The organism is Sphingomonas sp., from assembly GCF_035944535.1.
Taxonomy (GTDB): domain Bacteria; phylum Pseudomonadota; class Alphaproteobacteria; order Sphingomonadales; family Sphingomonadaceae; genus Sphingomonas_B.
Genome location: NZ_DASZBC010000003.1, coordinates 113,764 through 135,852 on the forward strand (window position 1 = coordinate 113,764; position 22,089 = coordinate 135,852).

The window sequence follows — 22,089 nt, forward strand, 5'->3', positions numbered from 1 at the left end:
TCTTTTGCCGTCATGCCGAACTTGTTTCGGCATAAGCCTTCAAGCGACGGATCGTCGGAAGTCTTATCCCGAACCAAGTTCGGGATGACGAGGTGAATTGTTTTCTACACCGCCTCCCGCCCGCGGGCGATGGCGACGACGCCGGTGCGGGCGACCTCGACCAGGCCGACCTCGCGCATCAGGGCGACGAAGGTGTCGATCTTTTCCGAGCCGCCGGTGACTTCGAAGACAAAGCTCCCCGTCGTGGCATCGACCACTCGCGCCCGATAGACATCGGCCAGCCGCAAAGCCTCGATCCGGTGATCGCCGACGCCTGCAACCTTCACCAGCGCCAGCTCGCGCTCGACGTGCGGGCCCAGCTCGGTCAGATCGATGACCTTGTGCACCGGCACCAGCCGGTCGAGCTGGGCGATGATCTGCTCGATCGTTGCGGGCGCGCCGGACGTCACGATGGTGATGCGGCTGACGCTTTCGTCTTCCGTCACATCGGCCACCGTCAGGCTCTCGATGTTATAGCCTCTGGCAGTGAACAGGCCGGCGATCCGCGCGAGAATGCCCGGTTCATTGTCCACGACGACAGAGAGCGTATGCCGCTCTTTGGTCTCCTCGGTGATGTGCATCAGACCAGCGCCTTGGCTTCGTCGTCCATCTCGCCCGAAACTTCGTTCGCCTGGAGGATCATCTCGGTGTGCGCCGCGCCCGAGGGGATCATCGGGAAACAATTGGCGAGCTTCGCGACGCGGCAATCGACCAGCACCGGGCCGGGCGTGTCGATCATGGTGGCGATACCGTCGTCCAACTCACCAGGCTTCTCGATGCGCAGGCCGGTCCAGCCATAGGCTTCCGCCAGCTTCACGAAGTCTGGAAGCGAATCGCTGTAACTCTCTGAATAGCGGCCGCCATAGGTCAGGTCCTGCCACTGCCGGACCATGCCCATATATTCGTTGTTGAGGATGAACAGCTTGACGGGCAGCCGGTACTGAGTGGCCGTCGCCAGTTCCTGGATATTCATCTGGATCGACGCTTCCCCGGCAATGTCGATGACGAGCGCATTGGGGTGGCCCAGTTGAGCGCCAATCGCGGCAGGCAGGCCATAGCCCATGGTGCCGAGCCCGCCCGAGGTCAGCCATTTGTTCGGCCGCTCGAACCCGAAATGCTGCGCCGCCCACATCTGGTGCTGCCCGACTTCGGTGGTGATGATCGGCTGGCGATGCTTCGTCGCTTCGTAGAGCGCGCGGATCGCCCGCTGCGGCATGATCTCCTTGCCGTTCTCCGAAAATGAGAGGCACGCCTTGCCGCGCCACTCGCCGATCTGCCGCCACCAGGCGCTCAGGTCGTTCTTCTGGTGGCCGCGGCCTTTCCAGATCCGGATCATGTCCTCCAGAGCGCGGCCGACATCGCCGACGATGCCGAGATCGACGCGGACATTCTTGTTGATCGAGGAACGATCGATATCGATGTGGATCTTCTTGGAACGCGGGCTGAACGCGTCCAGTCGGCCTGTCACCCGGTCGTCGAAGCGCGCGCCCAGGCACAGGATCAGGTCGGCCCCGTGCATCGCCATATTGGCTTCATAAGTGCCGTGCATGCCCAGCATGCCGAGCCACTGGTCGGAGCTCGCGGGCAGGGCGCCCAGGCCCATCAGCGTCGAAGTGACCGGCGCGCCGGTGATCTTCACCAGCTCCTGCAGCAGCTGCGACGCGCCGGGCCCCGAGTTGATGATGCCGCCACCTGTATAGAAGATCGGCCGCTCGGCTGCGGCGAGCATCTCGACCGCGGCTTCGATCAGGCGCGTCTCCGGCTTCACCTGCGGACGGTAGGTCTTGTGCTGGATGGCGCCGGGCTTGGCATAAGGCGCGGTCGCGACCTGCACATTCTTCGGCACATCGACCACGACCGGACCGGGCCGACCGGAGGTGGCGATGTGAAAGGCCTCGTGGATCACGGTCCCGAGCTTCGCGGGATCCTTCACCAAATAGTTGTGCTTGGTGCAGTGGCGGGTGATGCCGATCGTATCGGCTTCCTGAAATGCATCGGTACCAATCAGGGTCGTCGGCACCTGGCCGGTGATCACGACCATCGGGATCGAGTCCATCAGCGCGTCGGTGATGCCGGTGACCGCGTTGGTCGCGCCGGGTCCCGAGGTGACGAGCACCACTCCCGGCTTGCCGGTCGAGCGGGCATAGCCTTCGGCCGCATGCGTCGCCGCCTGCTCGTGACGGACTAGGATGTGCTTGATCTTCGTCTGCTGGAACAAAGCGTCGTAGATCGGCAGCACCGCGCCGCCAGGATAGCCGAACACATATTCGACACCCAGGTCGGTCAGCGCCTGGATCAGGATGTCGGCTCCGCTCAGTTCTTTGGGCATCAGTCTCAACCTTGCTGGACGGCGGCTGCTAGGGACACAAGTGAATAGCGTCAAGCAGCTTTCGTATTACTTTATTTCAACACGTCGGATATGACGATAAAGAAAAAGGCCGCCCGGAGAACGGACGGCCTGCATGCGGACCCTCGTCTCCGGACGACGTGTCAGGGGATAATAAGTACGAGTCCGACAAGGGCGCACGACCGCGGCGCGGCAAAGAGGCCGCCGTGCATGTCGAGGTGCGCCACTGAGGTCATTGCCCTATTCTTAGCAGCTCGCGCACCCCGTTTCTAGCCCCTCAGACGAGTGCCGCTTTCGAGCGGCGGCGCGTCGCCGCGCCGGCCATGGCGAAGCCGGCGATCATCAGCGCCCAGCTGGCAGGCTCCGGGACGGCCGCGAAGGAAATGCTGCCGTTAAAGGTGCCGAGATGGACTTCGCCGCGCTGCGTGAAACTCTTCGCCACCAAAGTGCCTTCGATCGGCGTGCTGTTCGTTACCGCGGCGTTGCGGGCGAGGACGGAGCCATGCACGATCCGCTGCAGATCGACCGTCGTCGCGTCGACGAAGTTCCAGATGATCCGCTGGTTCAAGGATTGGTTGAAGCCGGCAGCTGCATTTGCCGTCCAGTTGACCGCCGTTCCAGTCACGTTGACGATGATCGGAAAATCGCCCGCGCCCGCATTGAACTTGATCTCGGGCGAGGAGAGCAGGTTCCCGTTGATGTTGAACAGCGCGAAGGCGTTGCTGCCTTTCACCACGTTGAACGTAGGGCCTTGGCCGCCCATGACGATGCTGCTTGGGTTGTTCGCGAGTGTGAGGCCCGAGAGCGCTTCGCTGAGGTGCGCGAAATTGTCCGAGAAGGTCGTGGTGGTGGCGGCGATCGCGGCTTTCAGGTCATTAACGCCACCGGCTGCAAGGCTCGCATCCTTTGTGACGAAGGCCTGGTCCTGCACCTGAACGTTGGACGCTGTGGTACCGTAGTTCACCTTCTTGTTCGCGTTTGGATTGAAGCCAGAGTTGTTGAAGGATCCGCCGACCTTGCTCAGGCTTGAAGCCGCGTTCACGCGCAGGCCGAGGGCATTGCCGCCGATCTCCACCTGAACGGCGGGCAGATTGATGCCATTCAGCACGTTGACGCCGCTCGCGCCGAGATTGCCGCCGACCGTAAGGCTCGCGAACGCCGAGGCTACGAAGCTCTGGCCATTGGTCGCGCCGCTCGCGACCGTGCCGCTGCCGCCGAGATTGCCGCCGACGAACAGCTTGCCTTCGACATCGGAGGTCATGCCCATATTGCCGAGAACGATGACGTTAAGCTTGTTCATCGCATCGAGGCCGGCCTGGGCCTTCACAAAGTCGACGGCAGAGAGGGCAGGCGCTGCGGGCAGGGCAAGCGCAGCAGCACACAGCAAGAGGCGAGTGGAAACGGTCATGGTGAGAACCCCCCGAGAATGAAGTCGATAGGCAGCAGCCGCTCCTGCGTGGGAACAGCCGTCGAGCGCTTCCTTAACATTGCGGGCCCGTTCCGACAATTGATCGAGCCGCCGAAAGGCTTGATCGCTTGTTAGCCGACGAGACGCTTCGCCCAAAGTTCGGTGAGATACGGCGTCAGCGGCTCTTCGACGCGCGGCCAGTCTTCCGGTAGCTGGTGGCGGAACCAGGTGAACTGGCGCTTCGCATATCGCCGGGTGGCGAGCCGGCCCGCCTCGACCATCTCGGCGCGCGTCATGTCGCCATAGAGCCAGGCGGTGATCTCTCGCACGCCGATCGCACGCATCACCGGCAGGTCGGGGTCGAGTTTGCGCGCGAGCAGCCGCTCCACTTCGTCGACAGCTCCGCTTTCGACCATGCCCAGGAAGCGCGCGTCGCTGCGCTGCACGAGCCACTCGCGCGGCGGCACCAGGATCATAGGGCGGAGATGGACCTGGGTCCCGATGCCGCCGGCACGTTGCCGGTGCCAGGCGCCGAGCGGCTGACCGGTCGAGCGCACCACCTCGAGCGCGCGCTGGACGCGGGTCGTGTCGGCCGGCGCGAGTCGTTCGGCGCTTTCGGGGTCTTCCTGGCGCAGCGCAATGTAGGCCGCGTCCACCGCCATCGCTCGGACGGCGGCACGGATGTCGGGATCGATGTCGGGGATCGGCGCGATGCCCTGGAGCAGGGTGCGGATGTAAAGACCGGTGCCGCCGACCAGCAAAGGCGTGCGGCCGGCCCGATGCGCCGCCGCGATCTGCTCGCGCGCGTCGCGGGCCCAGCGTGCCGCAGAGCAAGCTTCCGCCCCATCGACATATCCGAACAGCCGGTGCGGTGCCCGGCTCATGTCGATCTCGTCGGGACGGGCGGAGAGGATGCGCAGGTCGCGATAGACCTGCGCCGAGTCCGCATTGATGATGGTGACCTCGCCATGCTCCGCCGCGGCGAGCGCGAGCGCGGTCTTGCCGCTCGCAGTCGGCCCTGCGATGAGCGCCAGCGGCGGGAGGTCGGCCGTGTTCATCGCGACAATCGTAGCAGCAGAGCAGTTAACGAAGCAGTCACTAATGCAGGCGCTGCCACAGGCGCATAGCCTCGAGCAGGTGCACGACGCGGTGTTCCGCCTGGCCTTTGCCGGAGATCCGGTCGCGGCGCGGAGTTCGCTCGAGCAGTTCCCGGCCGATGTCTTCGTGCGTCCGGCGGATGCACCCGCACCCCAGCTCCTGATCGCCGACATGGATTCGACGATGATCACCGTCGAATGCATCGACGAGCTCGCCGACTATGCGGGCGTCAAGCCCCAGGTCGCCGAAATCACCGAAAGGGCAATGCGCGGCGAGCTGGACTTTAACGACTCGCTGCGGGCGCGGGTGGCGCTGCTGAAGGGGCTCGACGTCGAGGTGCTCGCCCGCTGCTACGAGGAGCGGGTACGGATCATGGAGGGCGCCCGAACGCTGATAAGGACGTTGAAAGCGCGGGGGGCGCGCACTCTGCTCGTCTCCGGTGGCTTCACCTATTTCGCGGAGCGCGTGGCGGCGCAGATCGGCTTCGACGAGTACCGCGCCAATGTGCTCGGCGTGGGAGAGGGGCGCTTGGACGGCATCGTCGCGGAACCGATCCTCGGCGCCGAAGCCAAGCGGCAGGCTTTGCTGGAACAAGGCTTTGACCAGGCCGCCACGGTCGCGATCGGCGATGGCGCGAACGACATTCCGATGCTGCAGGCGTCGGGTCTGGGCATCGCATATCACGGCAAGCCGAAGGTGATCGCGGCTGCCGGAGCGGCGGTGCGGTTCGGCGACCTGACGAGTGTGCTGCACGGCCTGGAGGTACCGCGCGCCGAGTGGGTGGAGTGAGTGCAGACCGCAGCTTTGCAAATGGAGAGAAGGCGTTATCCGGTCGTTGTCGGCCTGCCGAGTCACTCACGGGCTCGGCGGTAGCGCGAAAGGACTGACGATCGGTATCTCCACCATTGGCGCGGCGATGATGCTGGCGCTGGCGCCCGAGCTGACGGAGAGTTCGACCGGGGAGGTTGCTGTGCCTGCTGCCGTCTCCTCCGCCGGCGACGGGGAGACAGGAGAGGCGCCGCCCAAGCCGGCGCGCGAGGCGGAGATCGTGGTGCAGGGCGACCCGAGCCGCGGCGAGCCGCTTGAGCAGCTCAATGTCGAGGGGTTTCGCGCCACGCAGAAGGTGGACAGGGCGGTGTTCGGGCCGGTGGCGCGGACCTATGGCAAGTCGGTGCCGCGCCCGATTCGCAAGGGGCTGCGCAACTTCCTCACCAATCTGCGCGAGCCGGTCGTGGCGGCCAATTATCTGTTGCAGCTGAAGGTTGGAAAGGCGGGCGAAACGCTCGGGCGCTTCGCAATCAACTCCACGATCGGCGTGGCGGGCGTGTTCGATCAGGCGAAGCGCAAGCCCTTCAACCTGCCGCGCCGCCGCAACGGCTTTGCCAATACGCTCGGCTTTTATGGCGTGAAGCCGGGGCCGTTCCTCTATCTGCCACTGATCGGCGCTACCACCCTCCGCGACATAGTTGGCAATGTCGTCGACCAGATGGCAGCGCCTTCTGTCACCGTGCCGCCGTTCGACCAGAGCCAGTATATCGCGCCGGTCGGTGTGCTGACCGCACTCGACGCCCGCAACGAATTCGATCAAGAGCTGGAACGACGGCGCGCCGGCGGCGATCCTTATGGCACGACGCGCAAAATCTATCTGGAGCGTCGCGCGGCCGAGATCGAGGCACTGCGCAATCCACGTCGGAGCAAGCCGGCACTCCCGCCAGAATGAAGCCCGCCGCAGGTCGAACTTAACCCGATCTTAGCCTCTGGCGTGCGACTCCGCGTGTGAAAGCCACACCCAAAAAGGGAAGCTATGCGCGTACTCGCAATGGCATCGCAAAAAGGCGGATCGGGGAAGACCACTCTTTCCGGTCACATTGCCGTCCAGGCCCAGCTCGCCGGAGCCGGCCCCGTCGTGCTGATCGACATCGATCCGCAGGGCTCGCTCGCGGATTGGTGGAACGAGCGGCAGGACGAATATCCCGCCTTCGCCCAGACGACAGTGGCGCGGCTGGCGAGCGATCTCGATCTGCTGCGCCAGCAGGGCTTCAAGCTGGCAGTGATCGACACCCCGCCGGCGATCACCATGGCCATTCAGAGCGTGATCCAGGTCGCCGAGCTCATCGTCATCCCGACGAGACCGAGCCCGCATGACCTGCGTGCGGTTGGCGCCACGGTCGATCTGTGCGACCGCGCGTCCAAGCCGCTGATCTTCGTCGTCAATGCGGCGACGCCCAAGGCCAAGATTACGGCCGAAGCTGCCGTCGCGCTGTCGCAGCACGGAACGGTCGCGCCGGTGACCATCCATCAGCGCACCGACTTCGCCGCGTCGATGATCGACGGGCGCACGGTCATGGAGACCGATCCAAAGGGCAAGTCCGCGGCCGAGATCGCCAATCTGTGGACCTATGTCTCTGACCGGCTGGAGAAGAATTTCCGCCGCACGGTCTTCAACGTGCCCGGCGTGCAACCGCACATGGCGGCGGCGCCCCGGCCCGTGCCGGGCTTCGGCCGGCGGGTGGTCGGCCAGTGAGGGGCGGGGGCATGAACGCCAAGCCCTTGGCTTCGCTCACCTCCGGCCTGCTCGCCCGCAAAGGCACCGCCAAGCCGGCGATGCGGCCCCAGGGCTTTGCCGGTTTCGGGCACCGCCAGGAGGATCTGGGCTGGAACGATATGGGCTTCGACGCGCCGCAGCCTGTGGCCGAGCCAGTGGTCGAGCCGCCGGTGATTGTTCGCCAGCAGGAGGAGCTCGCAGCGCGCTTCGCCGAGTCGGTGCAGGTGCCCCGCGCAGCGCCGGGCACGGCGCGAGACAAAGCCGCATTCACGCTGCGCCTGGATAGTGAGCGGCATTTGCGGCTGCGCCTCGCCTCCGCGGTGCGGCACCGGTCCTCGCAGCAGCTGGTGACGGAAGCGCTCGACGCATTGCTGGCCAGCATGCCCGAGCTGGACGAGCTCGCCGCCCAGGCCAAGGCCCGAGCCGAAGGGAAGTGACCATGGATCGCACGCTGTTCATGAAGGCCGCCGCTTCCGCGCTGGTGATCGCCAGCATGACGGCGGCTGCTCCGCCCGCTGCCAAGCACGCGCAGCAGGCGGAAAGGGCGCTTGCAAAGAACAAGCTTGGCGCCGCGGTGGAAGCGGCCGAGGCGGCTGTGGCCGCATCGCCGCAGGACGCCCGCTATCGCATGCTGCTCGGCCGCGCCTATCTGGCGGCGGGGCGGTACCAATCCGCCTCGGCAAGCTTTGCCGATGCTATCGCTCTGGACGAAAGCCGGGGTGGAGCGGCGCTGAGTCTGGCGCTCACCCGCATCGGCCTTGGCGACCAGGCCCGCGCACGCGACATCCTCGAGCGGCATGGATCGGTGATTCCGGCCGGTGACTGCGGTCTGGCGCTAGCGCTGGCCGGCGACACGGCTCAGGGCGTGCAGGTGCTGGAGGCCGAAGTGCGTGGCGGTGCCGCCGACGCCAAGACCCGCCAGAATCTGGCGCTTGCCTATGCGCTCGCCGGACGCTGGCCCGAAGCCAAATTGATGGCGTCCTACGACCTTGATCCGGTGACATTGTCGCAGCGGATCATGGAATGGTCGCGCTTCACCCGCGAGCAGCAGGCTTCCGCGCAGGTCGCGTCGCTGCTGGGCGTCGCTCCGGGCGCCGATCCGGGCCAGCCGCAGCGCCTGGCGCTGGCGCCGCAGCCCAAGGTCCAGCTGGCCGAAGTCGCGCCTCCTCCTCCTCCTCCTCCGCCGCCGGTGCAGATGTCGGCTGAAGCGAGTGAGCCGGCAGCGGTGGTCGAGCCGGCGCCGAGCCCGGCAGCGGCCATTCAGTTCGCCGAGCGCAACGAGGTTGTGCAGCAACTCGCTTCGCCGGTCGTCAAGGCGGCGCTGAAGCCGAAGGCGGCCCCGGCTCCGGCTCGCTTGCGTCCGGCCAGCTTCGAACTGCCGTCTGGCGGCCGGTTCGTGGTCCAGCTCGGTGCGTTTGACAGCGCCGGCGTGGCCGAAGCGGCTTGGAACCGGATGAACGGCCGGATCTCGCTGCTGCGCAACCTCTCGCCTTCTACGATGACGGTGGTGAAGGGCAATGCGACTTTCCACCGGCTCTCGGTCAGCGGCTTTGCGACGCGCGCGAACGCCGTCCGCTTCTGCGAGGAATTGCGGACGCGCGGCGGCCAATGCTTCGTGCGAGAAGCGGCCGGCGACGCGCCGCTGCAATGGGCCCGGCGCGGCGGCGGTACCCGGCTCGCCGCCCGTTAGGCGATTTCGCGGCCGCCTTTGAAGAGGCGGAGCACACGGCCTTGAACCGGTAATTTGTCGAACGGCGTGTTGCCGGCGGCTGCGCGCATCTTGCTTGAGTCCACGCGCCATGGCGCTTCGGGATCGACCAGAATTAGGTCGGCCGGCGCTCCCGGCCCAAGCCGCCCGCCTTCGAGCCCGAGGATACGGGAGGGGTTGGCGGCGAGCAGATCGAACAACCGCTCCAGTCCGATCAGGCCGTCGCGGACCAGGTTCAGCGACAGCGCCAGCAGCGTCTCCGCGCCCGCCGCCCCAGGCGCGGAGTCCGCGAAGGGCAGGCGCTTGTCCTCGGGGCCGCGGGGATCGTGACCGGACGAAAGCACGTCGATCGTGCCGTCGCGCACCGCCTCCAGCGCTGCCTGTCGATCGTCTTCCGACCGGAGTGGCGGCGAGAGATGCGCGAAGGTGCGGAAATCGGCGATGGCATTGTCTGACAGGAACAGGTGCGCCGGCGTGATCCCGCAGGTCACCGGCAGACCGCGCCCCTTGGCTGCGCGGATCTGATCGAACGCGGCGCGGGTGGTGACCTGGCGGAAATGGAGGCGGGCGCCGGTCTCCTCGACCAGCATCAGGTCGCGCGCGACCGCCATGGCTTCGGCACGCGCCGGAGCGGCGGGCAGGCCGAGCCGCGTCGCCGTCTCGCCCGCGGTAGCCACTGCGTTGGTCGTCAGCCCGTCATCCTCGGCATGCGATACGACCGCGAGATCAAAGGCGGCAGCGTAGCTCAGCACGCGGTGCATCACGCCTGAATCCGCGATCCAGCGGCGGCCGGTGGCGACGGCTCTGGCGCCGGCCGCTTTCATCAACCCGTACTCGGCAAGCTCCTTGGCCTGGAGGCCGCGTGTGGCGGCAGCGAGCGGGTGAACCCAGATGTCCGGCTTGCCTGAATAAGCGGCGCGCTGGATCAGGCCGGGATCGTCGAGCGGCGGCGACTGGTCAGGCATCAGCGCCGCCCGGGCGATGCCGCCGAAGCGGAACGCCGGGCCATCCACCCTGAAGACGCCCAGATCGACAATGGCCGGAGCAAGCAACATGCCGCGGCCGTCGATCGGCTCCGCCATCGCGGGGATCTCGCCTCCGATGGAAGCAATCGTCTCGCACTCGATGAGCACCGACGGAGCACTGCCGTCCGGCAGGCGAACATTGGTGAAGGCTTTCATGCCCAGCCCTCCAGGCCGCGGCGCTTACGCGTCAGCACGTCCAGGCAGGCCATGCGCACGGCGACGCCCATCTCCACCTGCTCGGTGATGGCGGAGCGGTCAGGATGGTCGGCGACGCTGGACGCGATCTCGACGCCGCGGTTCATCGGCCCGGGATGCATGACGATTGCGTCCGGCTTGGCGCGGGCGAGGCGTTCAGGCGTTAGGCCCCAGAACTGGTGATATTCGCGCAAGGAGGGCACGAAGCCGCCCGTCATCCGCTCCATCTGTAGGCGCAGCATCATCACCACATCGGCGCCGTCCAGCCCGCGATCGAAGTCGGTGAAACAGCGCACGCGCATCCGCTCCACCTCCGCGGGGATCAGCGTCGGCGGGCCGACCACCCGCACATCCGCGCCGAGCGAGGTCAGTGCGAGGATGTTAGAGCGTGCGACCCGGCTGTGGAGCACGTCGCCGCATATGGCGACGGTCAGGCCATGGATGCTGCCCTTGCGGCGTCGAATGGTGAGCGCGTCGAGTAGGGCCTGGGTCGGATGCTCGTGCCGCCCGTCGCCGGCGTTCAGGACCGGGCAGTCGACCTTGTCGGCGATCAGCTGCACCGCCCCCGAGCTCGCATGACGGATCACCATCACGTCGGCCCTCATCGCGTTCAAGGTCATCGCCGTGTCGATCAGCGTTTCGCCTTTCTTCACGCTCGACTGCGCCGCGTGCATGTTGACGACGTCGGCGCCGAGCCTCTTGCCGGCGATCTCGAAGCTCAGCAGCGTGCGCGTCGAGTTTTCGAAAAAGGCGTTGATAAGGGTCAGGCCGCGGAGGCGGTTGTCGCGCTTTTCGGTCGTGCGGTTGAGCTCTACCCACTGCTCCGCCTCGTCGAGCAGGAACGAAATCTCGTGCGGCTGAAGACCGGCGATCCCGAGCAGGTGCCGGTGAGGGAACATCATGGAGTCTGGCATTAAAGGCGCATCATAGCGCCCTGGTCCGCTTACGTCACCTGCGTAACCAATCCTGCTGCTGCATGAACAAGCCGCTCGGAGTCGGTTCAGGCGCGCTTTGGCAAAAGCGATTCGTGAGGTCGCGAGAGGGAGTAAAGATTATGCGAAAGCTCATGATGGCTCTGGCCGTTGCCGGTACCGCCGTTCCCACCGCTGTGGTCCTGGAGGCTCCGGCGGAAGCGCAGCGTTACTATGCCCGTGACGGGCGCACTTACTATGCGCAGCCCAACACTTATCGCTGCCGCCGGGGCAGCGGCACCACCGGCCTCGTCCTTGGCGGTGCGGCGGGTGCGCTGCTCGGTCGCTCGCTCGACGGCGGCCGTGACCGGACGCTCGGCACTGTCCTCGGCGCCGCCGGCGGTGCCCTGCTGGGCCGCGAGATCCAGCGCGGACGCCAGTCGCGGAACTGCTACCGTTAACGGTAAGCGCCGCTTCCGTTCGTATCGAGCGAGTCGAGATACGCTTCTCGACTTCGCTCGAAGCGAACGGATCAATTCTGGCTCAAGCCGCCTCGAGCTGCTTATGAACCACTTCATCGGCCAGCTTGCCGCTGATTTCCTGCAGATGGTCGAACTCGGCAGTGTAGCTCGCCAGGCCCTGGCTCATCGATCGCAGGTCGGCATCGAGTCCTTGGAGCGCTGACGAGGGCAGCAGCGCCTCTACCTTGTCCCAACGATGCCAGCCTTCGCGCGGCTCCATCCCCAGCATCTGCCCGCGCCGTGACGAGATCGCCGACGTGACCTTGGACGTCGCGCTGTTCGGCGCGAGGATCGTCACTTTTGAGACCGGCTCCAGCAAATAGGGCTGAGCGGCGGCAAGCGCTTCGGACATGGCGATCCGGCCTGCCGTGCGGAAGGCGAGTTCGGAACTGTCCACCGAATGGAAGCTGCCGTCCGTCAGCGTGACCGCGACGTCCACTACTGGAAAGCCGAGCGGCCCCTTCATCATCGCGTCCCTGATGCCGGCCTCCACCGCCGGGATATATTGCCGGGGGATCGCGCCACCGGTGATCTTGTCCTCGAACACGAAGCCGGAGCCGCGCGGCAGCGGGCGCAGCTCGATCAGACAATCGCCATATTGGCCATGGCCGCCCGATTGTTTCTTATGGCGTCCACGCTGCGTGACGGTGCGGCGGATCGATTCCTTGTAGCCGACGGTCGCGGGCCGGCTGGTCACGTCGACGCCGTAGCGTCGCTTCAGCCGGGCGAGCACGACATTCAGATGCTCGTCGCCCATTCCCTTGAGCAGGGTCTCGTGGTGCACTTCATCCTGTTCCCAGGTGAGCGCGCCATCTTCCTCGGTCAGCTTGTGGAGGGCGGTCGAGAGCTTCACATCGTCGTTGCGGTTCTTGGGGGAGATGGCGACGACGTGATTGGCGGTGACGCGCGGCACGGTCGGCGTCTCATAGCCCTGGCCTTTGCCGGTCAGCCATTCGCCCGCCTGCACCCCTTCGATCTTGGCGATCGCGATCACTTCGCCTTGTCCGGCGCGCGGTACCTTGCTGCTCCGTTCGCCTTGCATACGCAGGAGCGTACCAACCCGCACCGGCCCTCGTGCGCCCTTCAGCTCCGCGCCTTCCGACAAGGCGCCGCCGAACACCCGGACATAGGCCAGTCGACCGATCTGGTTGCCGTTCGAAATCTTGAAAACGAAGGCGCAGGCATCATCGGTGCCGAGACGCATCGCTGCGCGCTCCGGCGCGGGCGCTTCATGGCGCAATGCCTTGAGCAGCCGCCGGACCCCGAATCCGTTCAGCGCCGAGCCGAACATGACGGGAACTCCCAGATGCTCGCTCGTCTCGCGGGCCAGGTCGGCGAGCACCGTCTTCTGGTCGGGCGTCTCGTCCATCAGCAATTGTTCGAGCAGTGAATCGTCATGGTCGGCGAGCTGCTCGAGCAGGTGCATGCGGTCCGCCACTTCGCGTTCCATCAGCTCGGGCGGTATCTCGGTGCGCTCGGACGGTTTGCCGGGCACGTAGTGGAAGGCGCGCTCGAGCCCGACGTCCACGAAACCGGTGATGCGGTCGCCTTCCCAGATCGGAATGTGGCGCGCCAGCAGGGGCTTGGACGAGAGCGGCTGCAGCACTTCCAGCAGGTCGCGGAGCCGGCCGCGTGCCTGATCGATCTTGTTGACGAAGATGATGTGGGGAATGTCCATCGCTTCGAGTTGGCGAAGCGTCGGCTCGGTGAGCTGGGCGCGGCCCTGTTCCGGGTCGATCACCACCACGGCGAGATCGCAGGTGGCGAGCGCCAGCGCACCGTCCGCGACGAAGCCGACCGAGCCCGGCGTGTCGATCAGCGCGAAATGATCGTCGAGATAGTCGAAATGCATCAGATTGAGCTCGGTCGAGCCCCTTCGCGCTCGCGCTTCCGGAGAGGCGTCGCCGACGCAATTGCCGTTGTCGACGCTGCCCTGCCGATCGATCGCACCGCTGCAAAAAAGAAGGGCCTCGGCAAGGCTGGTCTTGCCAGCTCCACCGGGCCCGACAAGCGCGATCGCGCGTGTGCCAGCTGATCTACCAGGCATGATCGTCTCCTTCGTCTGCCGCGCAAGCAGTTCCGCGAAGAAGACGCGGCTGCTCGCGTCTGGTGAGTCGAAGCGATGATGGTCTGCCTGTGGATTGTTTCGGTCAAGGGGCTTTCCCGCCCGCGTTCGATGCGGAAGGGTGAGCGGAAAGGAGACAGGCTATGGCGAACGGGCAGGGCCCGCTTGCGGGTGTGCGGATCGTGGAGATGGAAGCGATCGGGCCGGTACCGCTCGCCGCGATGATCCTGGCGGACATGGGCGCGGACGTTGTGCGGCTTGTAAGGCCTGGCGCGCGCACGATAGGCGTGCTCGAACGGAGCCGCGCGACTGTCGAGGCCGATCTGAAAAGTGAGGACGGACAGGAGCTTGCCCGGTCGCTGCTCGGTAAGGCGGATGTGCTGCTCGAAGGCTATCGGCCTGGCGTGATGGAGCGGCTGGGGCTTGGGCCAGAGCAGGTTCAAGCCCTAAATCCCCGGCTGGTCTATGGCCGGATGACTGGCTGGGGCCAGACGGGCCCGTTCGCACAAATGGCCGGGCACGACATCAACTATATCTCCCTGACTGGCGCGCTGCACGCGATCGGCCGCGCCGGCGAGCCGCCCGTGCCCCCGTTGAACTTGGTCGGCGATTATGGCGGCGGCGCGATGTTCCTGGTCTCGGGCGTGCTCGCCGCCGTGATCCGCGCGCGGGAAACGGGTCAGGGCGATGTCGTGGACGTGGCGATGACCGAGGGCACGCTGACCCTGCTGTCGATGTTCCACGCTTTCCTGGCGGCCGGGCAATGGCAGGACCGGCCCGAGGCGAATCTGCTCGACGGCGGCGCGCATTTTTACCGCTGCTACGAATGCGCCGACGGCAAATATGTCGCGGTAGGCTGCCTTGAGCCACAATTCTATTCGGCTTGCCTTGAGGGGCTGAGGCTGGATGCCGCGGACTTCCCGCAATTCCCGCCCAATCGTTGGCCGGAACTCGCACAGGGATTCGCGGCCAGGTTTCGCGAGAAGACCCGCGACGAATGGGCTAAGATCTTCGCCGGCACCGATGCTTGTGTGACGCCCGTGCTGAGCTTCGCCGAAGCGCCCAGCCATCCGCATAATCAAGCGCGGGAGAGCGTCGCGGTGGCAAATGGCGTGACCCAAGCCGCGCCGGCTCCTCGCTTTGCAAACGCCGCGACGAAGATCGGTCCGACCGAAGCCTTGTCGGCGCAGGAAGCGATCAGCCGCTGGAGTTAGTTGCTGATGTTCCTATTATGTTCTAAACAGGGACATGGACTCGAGTCTCCGGCCTGCGCGAGGTGCGACGCTCAATCGGGAGAGTGCCCGCTTCAATCTGCCCGAGCGGGTCGCGGATGGCGACTGGCTGGACGAACGAGGCTGGATTGACGGCGAGCCGCCGCCGCTGCGCACCTCGGTGACGGTCGAAAAGCCAAAGACGATCATCACCAGGAACGCGTCGCCCGACGTTCCCTTTGACCGCTCGATCAACGCCTATCGCGGCTGTGAACATGGCTGCATCTATTGCTTTGCCCGGCCGAGCCACGCCTATCACGACCTCTCGCCCGGACTCGACTTCGAGACGAAGCTGTTCGCCAAGCCTGATGCCGCGGTACTGCTCCGCGCCGAGCTGATGAAGCCGGGCTACAGCCCCCGCCCGATCGCAATGGGCACCAACACAGACCCCTATCAGCCGATTGAGGGCAAATGGCGGATCACGCGCAGCGTGCTCGAAGTTTTGAGCGAGTGCCGCCACCCCGCGTCGATCACCACCAAGTCAGACCGGGTGACGCGCGACATCGACCTGCTTGGCCCAATGGCGGCGCAGGGGTTGACTGCCGTGGCGCTGTCGATCACGTCGCTCGATCCCAAGGTGGCGCGCACTGTGGAGCCACGCGCACCGCATCCCGAAAAGAGGCTCGCCGCGGTTCGGAAGCTCGCCGAAGCCGGCATCCCTGTGTTCGTGTCGATCTCGCCGGTGATCCCAGCAATCACAGATCACGAGATGGAGCATCTGATCGAACGGGCAGCGGACGCGGGTGCCCGAGGCGCCTTCTTTCTGCCGGTCCGCCTCCCGCACGAGGTTGCTCCCCTATTCCGAGCCTGGCTCGACGAGCATTTCCCCGACCGCGCCGACAAGGTGATGTCGATCATCCAGTCGATCCGCGGCGGCCGCGACAACGACCCGAACTTCTTCTCGCGCATGCAGGGGCAGGGGCCGTGGGCCGACCTGCTCCGCACCCGCTTCCATCGCATGTGCAAAAAGCTTGGCTTGAACGACGCGCGGATGGACCTCCGCACCGACCTGTTCCGCCCGCCTGACGGGGCGCAGCTGCGGCTACTTTAGGGCATCGTCATTGCGAGCGCAGCGAAGCAATCCATTTTCGGCGCGCGGCCACTCTGGATTGCTTCGTCGCTATCGCTCCTCGCAATGACGAGGCGTTCAATCGGTGATCTTGCGGGTGCGCGTCTCGGGAAGGAAGAGGGCGCCGATAACCACTGTCAGGCCGGCGACGACGATGGGGTACCAGAGGCCGCGATAGATGTTTCCGCTCGCCGCGACCATCGCAAAGGCGATCGTCGGCAAGAAGCCGCCGAACCAGCCATTGCCGATGTGATAGGGCAGCGACATCGAGGTGTAGCGGATGCGCGCGGGGAACAGCTCGACGAGCAACGCGGCGATCGGCCCATAGACCATCGTCACCAGCAGCACGAGCCAGACCAATAGCGCCACGATCAGCGGCCTGTTCATCGCGGCGGGGTCTGCCCTGGCGGGATAGCCGGCTTCTTCCAAGCCTGTGGTAATAGCCATGCGAAAATCGTCTGCGACACCGGCATAGCCGATGTTGCGCTCGCCAATGGACACTGTCGCTCCGGTGCCGCTGCCGCCCGCCGAGGTATAGGGCACGCCCGACTTGGCCAGGAGCGACTTGGCGATGTCGCAGCCGGTGCGATCGAATTTGTTGCGGCCGATTGGATCGAACTGGACCGAGCAACTCGCCGGGTCTGCTGTCACCACGACAGGTGCCCGCGCCTGCGCTGCGGCGAGCGCGGGATTCGCGGCCTGGGTCAGCCAGCCGAACACAGGCAGATAGGTCAGCGCGGCGAGCATGCATCCGGCGAGGATGATCGGCTTGCGCCCGATCCGGTCGGATAGCCAGCCGAAGAAGATGAAGGCGGGAGCGCCAATTGCGAGCGCCACCGCGATCAGGATGTTGGCGGTTGCGCCATCGACCTTCAGCGTCCGTTCCAGAAAGAAGAGCGCGTAGAACTGCCCCGTGTACCAGACCACCGCCTGACCCGCGACGGCGCCGAACAAGGCAATCAGCACCAGCTTCAGATTGCCCCAGCGCGCGAACGCCTCCGTCAGCGGCGCCTTGGAGGTGGTGCCTTCCTCCTTCATCTTCTTGAACACCGGGCTCTCGCTCAACTGCAGCCGGATCCACATCGATACGGCGAGCAGCAGCAGGGAGACGAGGAACGGGATGCGCCAGCCCCAGTCCGCGAAAGCCGCTTCGCCCAAGGCCGAGCGCACACCGATCACCACCAGCAGGGCAGCGAACAGGCCCAGGGTCGCCGTCGTCTGGATGAAGCTGGTGTAGAGCCCGCGCCGGTGATCGGGCGCATGTTCAGCCACATAGGTCGCCGCCCCGCCATATTCGCCCCCCAACGCCAGTCCTTGCAGCAGCCGCAGGATAACGAGCATGGCAGGCGCCGCCACGCCGATGCTCGCATAGCTTGGCAGCAAGCCGACGATGAAGGTCGACAGGCCCATGATGCCCATCGTGACCAGGAAGGTGTTCTTGCGCCCGACCAGATCCCCAATCCGCCCGAACAAGACCGCCCCGAACGGCCGCACCGCAAAACCAGCGGCAAAAGCGGCGAGCGCGAAGATGAAGCCGGTCGTCTCATTGACGCCCGAAAAGAACTGCGCCGAGATGATCGAAGCCAGCAGCCCGTAGAGGTAGAAATCATACCACTCGAACACGGTGCCGAGCGACGAGGCCGCGATAACAAGCTTTTCGCTCTGCCTGGCTCCGGCGAGTGACTCCGCTTCCCTCGCGTCCATTCCCACCCCCGGTGTCGACCAGCATCAGGTTTCGGCGCTGGCGGCACTTCCCGTCAACCCATGCAGGAGTCGCAAAAATCGGACGAGAATATGGGCGTGCCGGAGAAATGCGCCGGGATCAGCAAAAGCGGCTCTGCTCAACGCTACACCGACTATCGCTTAATTGGCGTCGGCGACACGTTAGGACGGATCGTGTCAGCCGGCGAGCTTCGCCAGCCCGCGCGACAGCTGCAGCGCGCCGTTCAGCCGCTGCTTCGGATTCGCCCAGTCGCGCGTGATGACCAGCTTGGAGTCAGGCCGCAGCTTGGCCGTTTCGCCGATCTTCTCCACATATTGCAGCACCGCCGGCACGTCGGGCGGCGTGTCGTTGTGGAAGGTGACGACCGCGCCCCTCGGACCCGTCTCGATCTTCGACACGCATGCCGCCTTGGCGTTCAGCTTGATCTCGATCAGCCGGATCAGGTTCTCGGTCGGGGCGGGGAGCTTGCCGAACCGGTCGATCAGCTCGGCCGCGAACCCTTCGATTTGCTCCGCCGACTCCAGTTCGTTGATGCGCCGGTATAGGCCCATGCGCAGGTCGAGGTCGGGCACATAGTCTTCCGGGATCATCACCGGCACATCGACGGTGATGGTCGGCGAGAACTCGTCGCGTCTCACTTCGTCGCGCCGCCCGCCCATCTTCGCCTCGGTGATCGCCTCTTCCAGCATCGACTGGTAGAGTTCGAAGCCGACTTCCTTGATGTGCCCTGATTGCTCGTCGCCGAGCAGATTGCCGGCGCCGCGAATATCGAGATCGTGGCTGGCGAGCTGGAAACCGGCGCCGAGACTGTCGAGATCGGAGAGAATCTTGAGCCGCTTCTCGGCCGTGTCGGTGATCGACGTGTCGGCGGGCGTGGTCAGATAGGCATAGGCCCGGATCTTGGCCCGCCCGACACGCCCGCGCAGCTGGTAGAGCTGGGCCAGCCCGAACCGGTCGGCATTGTTGACGATCAGCGTGTTGGCGCTCGGAATGTCGATGCCGCTTTCGATGATCGTGGTCGATACGAGCACGTCGTAGCGCCGGTCGTAGAAAGCGGACATGCGCTCCTCCACCTCGGTCGGCGCCATCTGGCCGTGCGCGACGACGTAGCGGACTTCCGGCACATCCTTGCGCAGGAACTCCTCGATGTCGGGCAGGTCCGCGATCCGGGGAGTAACGAAGTAAGACTGACCGCCGCGATAATGTTCGCGGAGCAAAGCCTCGCGCAGCACCACGGGATCCCAAGGCATGACATAGGTGCGGACTGCTAGGCGATCGACCGGAGGCGTCTGGATCACCGACAGATCGCGCAAACCCGACATCGCCATTTGCAGCGTCCGCGGTATCGGTGTCGCGGTCAGCGTCAGCTGGTGCACGTCGGTCTTCAGGGCCTTCAGCCGTTCCTTGTGGGTGACGCCGAACCGTTGCTCCTCGTCGACAACGACGAGCCCCAACTGTTTGAACTCTATGCCTTTTGCCAGAATGGCATGAGTACCAACGACGATGTCGATCTTGCCCTCGGATAGACCCTGCTTGGTCTCTTTGGCTTCCTTCGGCGGCACCAGGCGAGACAGGCGGCCAATCTTCAGCGGAAAGCCCTGAAAGCGATCGCAAAAGGTATTGTAGTGCTGGCGGGCAAGAAGCGTAGTCGGGCACACCACCGCGACCTGCAGCCCGGACATGGCCGCCACAAACGCGGCACGAAGGGCAACCTCGGTCTTCCCAAAGCCGACATCGCCGCAGACGAGCCGATCCATCGGCTTGCCCGCGGAGAGGTCGCCGAGCACATCCTCGATCGCCCGATCCTGGTCGTCCGTCTCCTCATAGGGGAACCGGTCGGCGAAGGCGGGGTAGCTGCCGCTGTCCGGCTCGGCCACTTCGGCGGGCCTAAGCGCCCGTTCGGCGGCGGTCTTGATCAGCTCGTGCGCGATCTCGCGGATGCGCTCCTTCATTGCGGCCTTGCGCCGCTGCCATGCCTCGCCGCCCAATTTGTCGAGCGCGACGCCTTCGCTCTCGCTGCCGTAGCGAGAGAGGACTTCGAGATTCTCGACCGGCACGTAGAGCTTGTCGCCGCCGGAATAGCTGACCGCGACACAGTCATGCGGCGTCTTGGCGACGGGCACCTGGGTCAGCCCTTCATAGCGGCCGATGCCATGATCGACGTGCACGACCAGGTCGCCGGGGCTGAGCGTCGCCAGTTCGTTCAGGAAGGCGTCGGCTTGCTTGCGGCGCTTGCGGCGGCGAACGAGCCGGTCGCCGAGCATGTCCTGCTCGGTCAGCAGCGCCACATCGGGCGTGGTGAAGCCGTGATCGAGGGGAAGAACGACCAAGGCGGCATTGGCCTTGTCGGCCGTGCCGAGCGCGTCCTGCCAGTCCTCTGCTGGCTTTGCGTTCTTCAGGCCATGGTCGCCCAGCAGGTTCGCCAGCCGCTCGCGCGCGCCGTTCGAATAGCTCGCCAGGATGACGCGGCGGCCGTCCTTCTTCAGCTTGCCGACATGCTTGACCACCGCCTCATAAACGTTGGCGTTCTGGGCCCGCTCGGGCGCGAAGTCCCGCGGCCCCTCTACGGCGAAGTCGAGGCTCTTGTCGGTCTCCGGGGCGGCAAATGGCGTGGCGAGGTGCACCGGCTGCGCCTCGATGGCGTCGCGCCATTCGTCCGCGGCCATATAGAGGCGCGGCGGCTCGACCGGGCGATAGCTGCCGGGCTGAGCCGTCATCGCGCGTTGGCGATTGGCATAATAATCGTCGATCGCCTCGAAGCGCTGATCCGCCGCGGCGCTGGAGCCGAAATCCCGGACGATCACCGCGTCGTCGCCGAGATGATCGAACAGCGTCGAGAGTTTGTCCTCCAGCAGCGGCAGCCAATGCTCCATGCCCGCAAGCCGGCGGCCCTCCGACACCGCTTCGTAGAGCGGATCGCCCGTGGCGGTGGCGCCGAACGCCTCCCGGTAGCGGCTGCGAAAGCGCTTGATACTGTCCTCGTCCAGCAGAGCCTCGGACGCCGGCATCAGCGTGAAGCCTTCGATCCGGTCGATGGTGCGCTGGTCGGCCGGGTCGAAGCGACGCACATTCTCGATCTCGTCGCCGAAGAAATCGAGCCGCAGCGCATAGTCCTCGCCGGTCGGGAACAGGTCGATCAGGCCGCCGCGGATGGCGAACTCGCCGGCCTCGGCCACAGTGTCGACGCGGCTATAGCCGTTGGCGGTGAGCTTGGCCGCAAGCTGGTCCCGGTCGATCCGCTCGCCCGGCGCGAGCTTCGCCACCAGCTGGCGGATGCGAAAGGGCGTCAGCGTGCGCTGAGTCGCGGCATTGGCGGTGGTGACGAGCAATTGCGCAGCGCCAGGCTTCTGCAGCAGGCGGTGCAATGCCGCGATCCGTTCCGACTGGATGCGCAGCGACGGCGAGGCGCGGTCGTAAGGCAGCACATCCCAGGCCGGGAAGGTCAGCACCTCCAGCTCCGGTGCAAAATATCCGGCGGCATCGACCAGCGCGCGCATAGCGGCCTCGTCCGACGCCACGAACACCGCGCGCTTCGAGGAGGCGCGTGCCAGATCGGCCATCAGCCAAGGCAGGAACCCGCCTGGCACGGAGGCGAGGGTGAGCGGCTCGGATGCGGAGAGGATTTTCTTCAGGTCGGGCATAAGGCTCTTTGGTTCGTCATTGCGAGCGCAGCGAAGCAAGCCAGCTTCGGCAGCAGTGGATCGCTTCGTCGCTGCGCTCCTCGCGATGACGGGGATGGCTCACTCCGAAATCGGAATATAATCGACGCGCTGCAGACGGTTCATCATCTCGCCCCGCCATTGCTCCGGCACCGGCGCCGAGCCGATCGCCCAGGCCATGATGTCCACATCCTGCTCGTTCATCAGCGCCTCGAACCAGCCGATCTGCTCATCGTTCCACCCATTCGAGTAGCGATCGAAAAAGCCGCCGACGAGCAGGTCCGCTTCCTTTGTGCCGCGGTGCCACGCGCGGAAGCGCAGGCGTTTCAGGCGAGTCTCCCGATCCATCTCTGTCCTTCCGTCATTGCGAGCGGAGCGAAGCAATCCAGCTTCGGCGCCGCTGGATTGCTTCGTCGCTTCGCTCCTCGCAAAGACGGTGGGGCACGGTTCGATACTCCAATAGGGTACAGCCGGACGGCGCTGGCGGGCGCTCCGGCGATGTGGT

At 65.6% G+C, this 22,089-nt stretch carries 18 protein-coding genes; 8 read left to right on the forward strand and 10 right to left on the reverse strand.

Translation table 11 applies throughout. From position 1 onward, the window contains the following. Positions 1 to 104: 104 nt before the first annotated feature. The 4 genes from ilvN to miaA form a co-directional block, all read right to left on the reverse strand. The gene (gene ilvN, locus VGT77_RS02480) at positions 105 to 620 is read right to left on the reverse strand and encodes an acetolactate synthase small subunit (RefSeq protein WP_327459243.1); all 516 of its coding nucleotides are present in this window, start codon (positions 618 to 620) and stop codon (positions 105 to 107) included. Beyond that, complete coding sequence (locus VGT77_RS02485; RefSeq protein ID WP_327459245.1) at positions 620 to 2,368, reverse strand: acetolactate synthase 3 large subunit; 1,749 nt, start codon at positions 2,366 to 2,368, stop codon at positions 620 to 622. The genes ilvN and VGT77_RS02485 overlap by 1 nt, the downstream gene beginning before the upstream one ends. Positions 2,369 to 2,663: 295 nt before the next feature. Beyond that, a complete protein-coding gene (locus VGT77_RS02490) occupies positions 2,664 to 3,794 on the reverse strand; it encodes a collagen-binding domain-containing protein (RefSeq protein WP_327459247.1) in 1,131 nt (376 codons plus the stop codon). Between the two features lie 131 nt (positions 3,795 to 3,925). Further along, positions 3,926 to 4,852 (reverse strand): tRNA (adenosine(37)-N6)-dimethylallyltransferase MiaA, encoded by a 927-nt coding sequence (gene miaA, locus VGT77_RS02495; RefSeq protein ID WP_327459249.1) that lies wholly within the window; start codon positions 4,850 to 4,852, stop codon positions 3,926 to 3,928. On the opposite strand from miaA, the gene serB reads away from it, so the two are divergent. The 5 genes from serB (at position 4,845) to VGT77_RS02520 (ending at position 9,127) form a co-directional block, all read left to right on the forward strand. Beyond that, positions 4,845 to 5,681: a phosphoserine phosphatase SerB gene (serB, locus tag VGT77_RS02500; protein ID WP_414713348.1), complete on the forward strand. Its 837-nt coding sequence runs from the start codon at positions 4,845 to 4,847 to the stop codon at positions 5,679 to 5,681. The genes miaA and serB overlap by 8 nt on opposite strands. Before the next feature lie 46 nt (positions 5,682 to 5,727). Then, positions 5,728 to 6,612, forward strand: coding sequence for a VacJ family lipoprotein (locus VGT77_RS02505; protein WP_327459253.1), 885 nt, complete (start codon positions 5,728 to 5,730; stop codon positions 6,610 to 6,612). Positions 6,613 to 6,696: 84 nt separating this feature from the next. Next, complete coding sequence (locus VGT77_RS02510) at positions 6,697 to 7,416, forward strand: ParA family protein (RefSeq protein ID WP_327459254.1); 720 nt, start codon at positions 6,697 to 6,699, stop codon at positions 7,414 to 7,416. An 11-nt stretch (positions 7,417 to 7,427) separates the two neighbouring features. Continuing rightward, positions 7,428 to 7,874 (forward strand): hypothetical protein, encoded by a 447-nt coding sequence (locus VGT77_RS02515; RefSeq protein ID WP_327459256.1) that lies wholly within the window; start codon positions 7,428 to 7,430, stop codon positions 7,872 to 7,874. Between the two features lie 2 nt (positions 7,875 to 7,876). Then, positions 7,877 to 9,127 (forward strand): SPOR domain-containing protein, encoded by a 1,251-nt coding sequence (locus tag VGT77_RS02520; RefSeq protein ID WP_327459258.1) that lies wholly within the window; start codon positions 7,877 to 7,879, stop codon positions 9,125 to 9,127. On the opposite strand, the gene VGT77_RS02525 is transcribed toward VGT77_RS02520, so the two are convergent. Both VGT77_RS02525 and VGT77_RS02530 read right to left on the reverse strand, forming a co-directional pair. Continuing rightward, complete coding sequence (locus VGT77_RS02525; RefSeq protein WP_327459260.1) at positions 9,124 to 10,326, reverse strand: dihydroorotase; 1,203 nt, start codon at positions 10,324 to 10,326, stop codon at positions 9,124 to 9,126. The genes VGT77_RS02520 and VGT77_RS02525 overlap by 4 nt on opposite strands. Then, on the reverse strand, positions 10,323 to 11,279 hold the full coding sequence (locus tag VGT77_RS02530) for an aspartate carbamoyltransferase catalytic subunit (protein ID WP_414713349.1): 957 nt from the start codon (positions 11,277 to 11,279) through the stop codon (positions 10,323 to 10,325). Before VGT77_RS02530 ends, VGT77_RS02525 begins: the two co-directional genes overlap by 4 nt. Before the next feature lie 140 nt (positions 11,280 to 11,419). On the opposite strand from VGT77_RS02530, the gene VGT77_RS02535 reads away from it, so the two are divergent. Further along, entirely contained in the window at positions 11,420 to 11,737 is a 318-nt protein-coding gene (locus VGT77_RS02535; RefSeq protein WP_327459264.1) for a glycine zipper 2TM domain-containing protein, read from the forward strand. Between the two features lie 82 nt (positions 11,738 to 11,819). Here the strand turns inward: VGT77_RS02535 and VGT77_RS02540 are convergent, their stop codons facing one another. Then, the gene (locus VGT77_RS02540; RefSeq protein WP_327459266.1) at positions 11,820 to 13,844 is read right to left on the reverse strand and encodes an elongation factor G; all 2,025 of its coding nucleotides are present in this window, start codon (positions 13,842 to 13,844) and stop codon (positions 11,820 to 11,822) included. Positions 13,845 to 14,005: 161 nt separating this feature from the next. Between VGT77_RS02540 and VGT77_RS02545 the strand changes: the two genes are divergently transcribed. Both VGT77_RS02545 and VGT77_RS02550 read left to right on the forward strand, forming a co-directional pair. Beyond that, positions 14,006 to 15,076, forward strand: coding sequence for a CaiB/BaiF CoA-transferase family protein (locus VGT77_RS02545; protein ID WP_327459267.1), 1,071 nt, complete (start codon positions 14,006 to 14,008; stop codon positions 15,074 to 15,076). Positions 15,077 to 15,110: 34 nt separating this feature from the next. Then, entirely contained in the window at positions 15,111 to 16,184 is a 1,074-nt protein-coding gene (locus VGT77_RS02550) for a PA0069 family radical SAM protein (RefSeq protein WP_327459269.1), read from the forward strand. Between the two features lie 96 nt (positions 16,185 to 16,280). Here VGT77_RS02550 and VGT77_RS02555 read toward each other — a convergent pair whose 3' ends face one another. The 3 genes from VGT77_RS02555 to VGT77_RS02565 all read right to left on the reverse strand — a co-directional run bounded on the left by VGT77_RS02555 (position 16,281) and on the right by VGT77_RS02565 (position 21,932). Then, a complete protein-coding gene (locus tag VGT77_RS02555) occupies positions 16,281 to 17,906 on the reverse strand; it encodes an MFS transporter (RefSeq protein ID WP_327459271.1) in 1,626 nt (541 codons plus the stop codon). A 195-nt stretch (positions 17,907 to 18,101) separates the two neighbouring features. Next, positions 18,102 to 21,566 (reverse strand): transcription-repair coupling factor, encoded by a 3,465-nt coding sequence (gene mfd / locus VGT77_RS02560; protein ID WP_327459273.1) that lies wholly within the window; start codon positions 21,564 to 21,566, stop codon positions 18,102 to 18,104. 99 nt (positions 21,567 to 21,665) lie between these two features. Beyond that, positions 21,666 to 21,932, reverse strand: coding sequence for a succinate dehydrogenase assembly factor 2 (locus tag VGT77_RS02565; protein WP_327459275.1), 267 nt, complete (start codon positions 21,930 to 21,932; stop codon positions 21,666 to 21,668). Positions 21,933 to 22,089 lie beyond the last annotated feature (157 nt).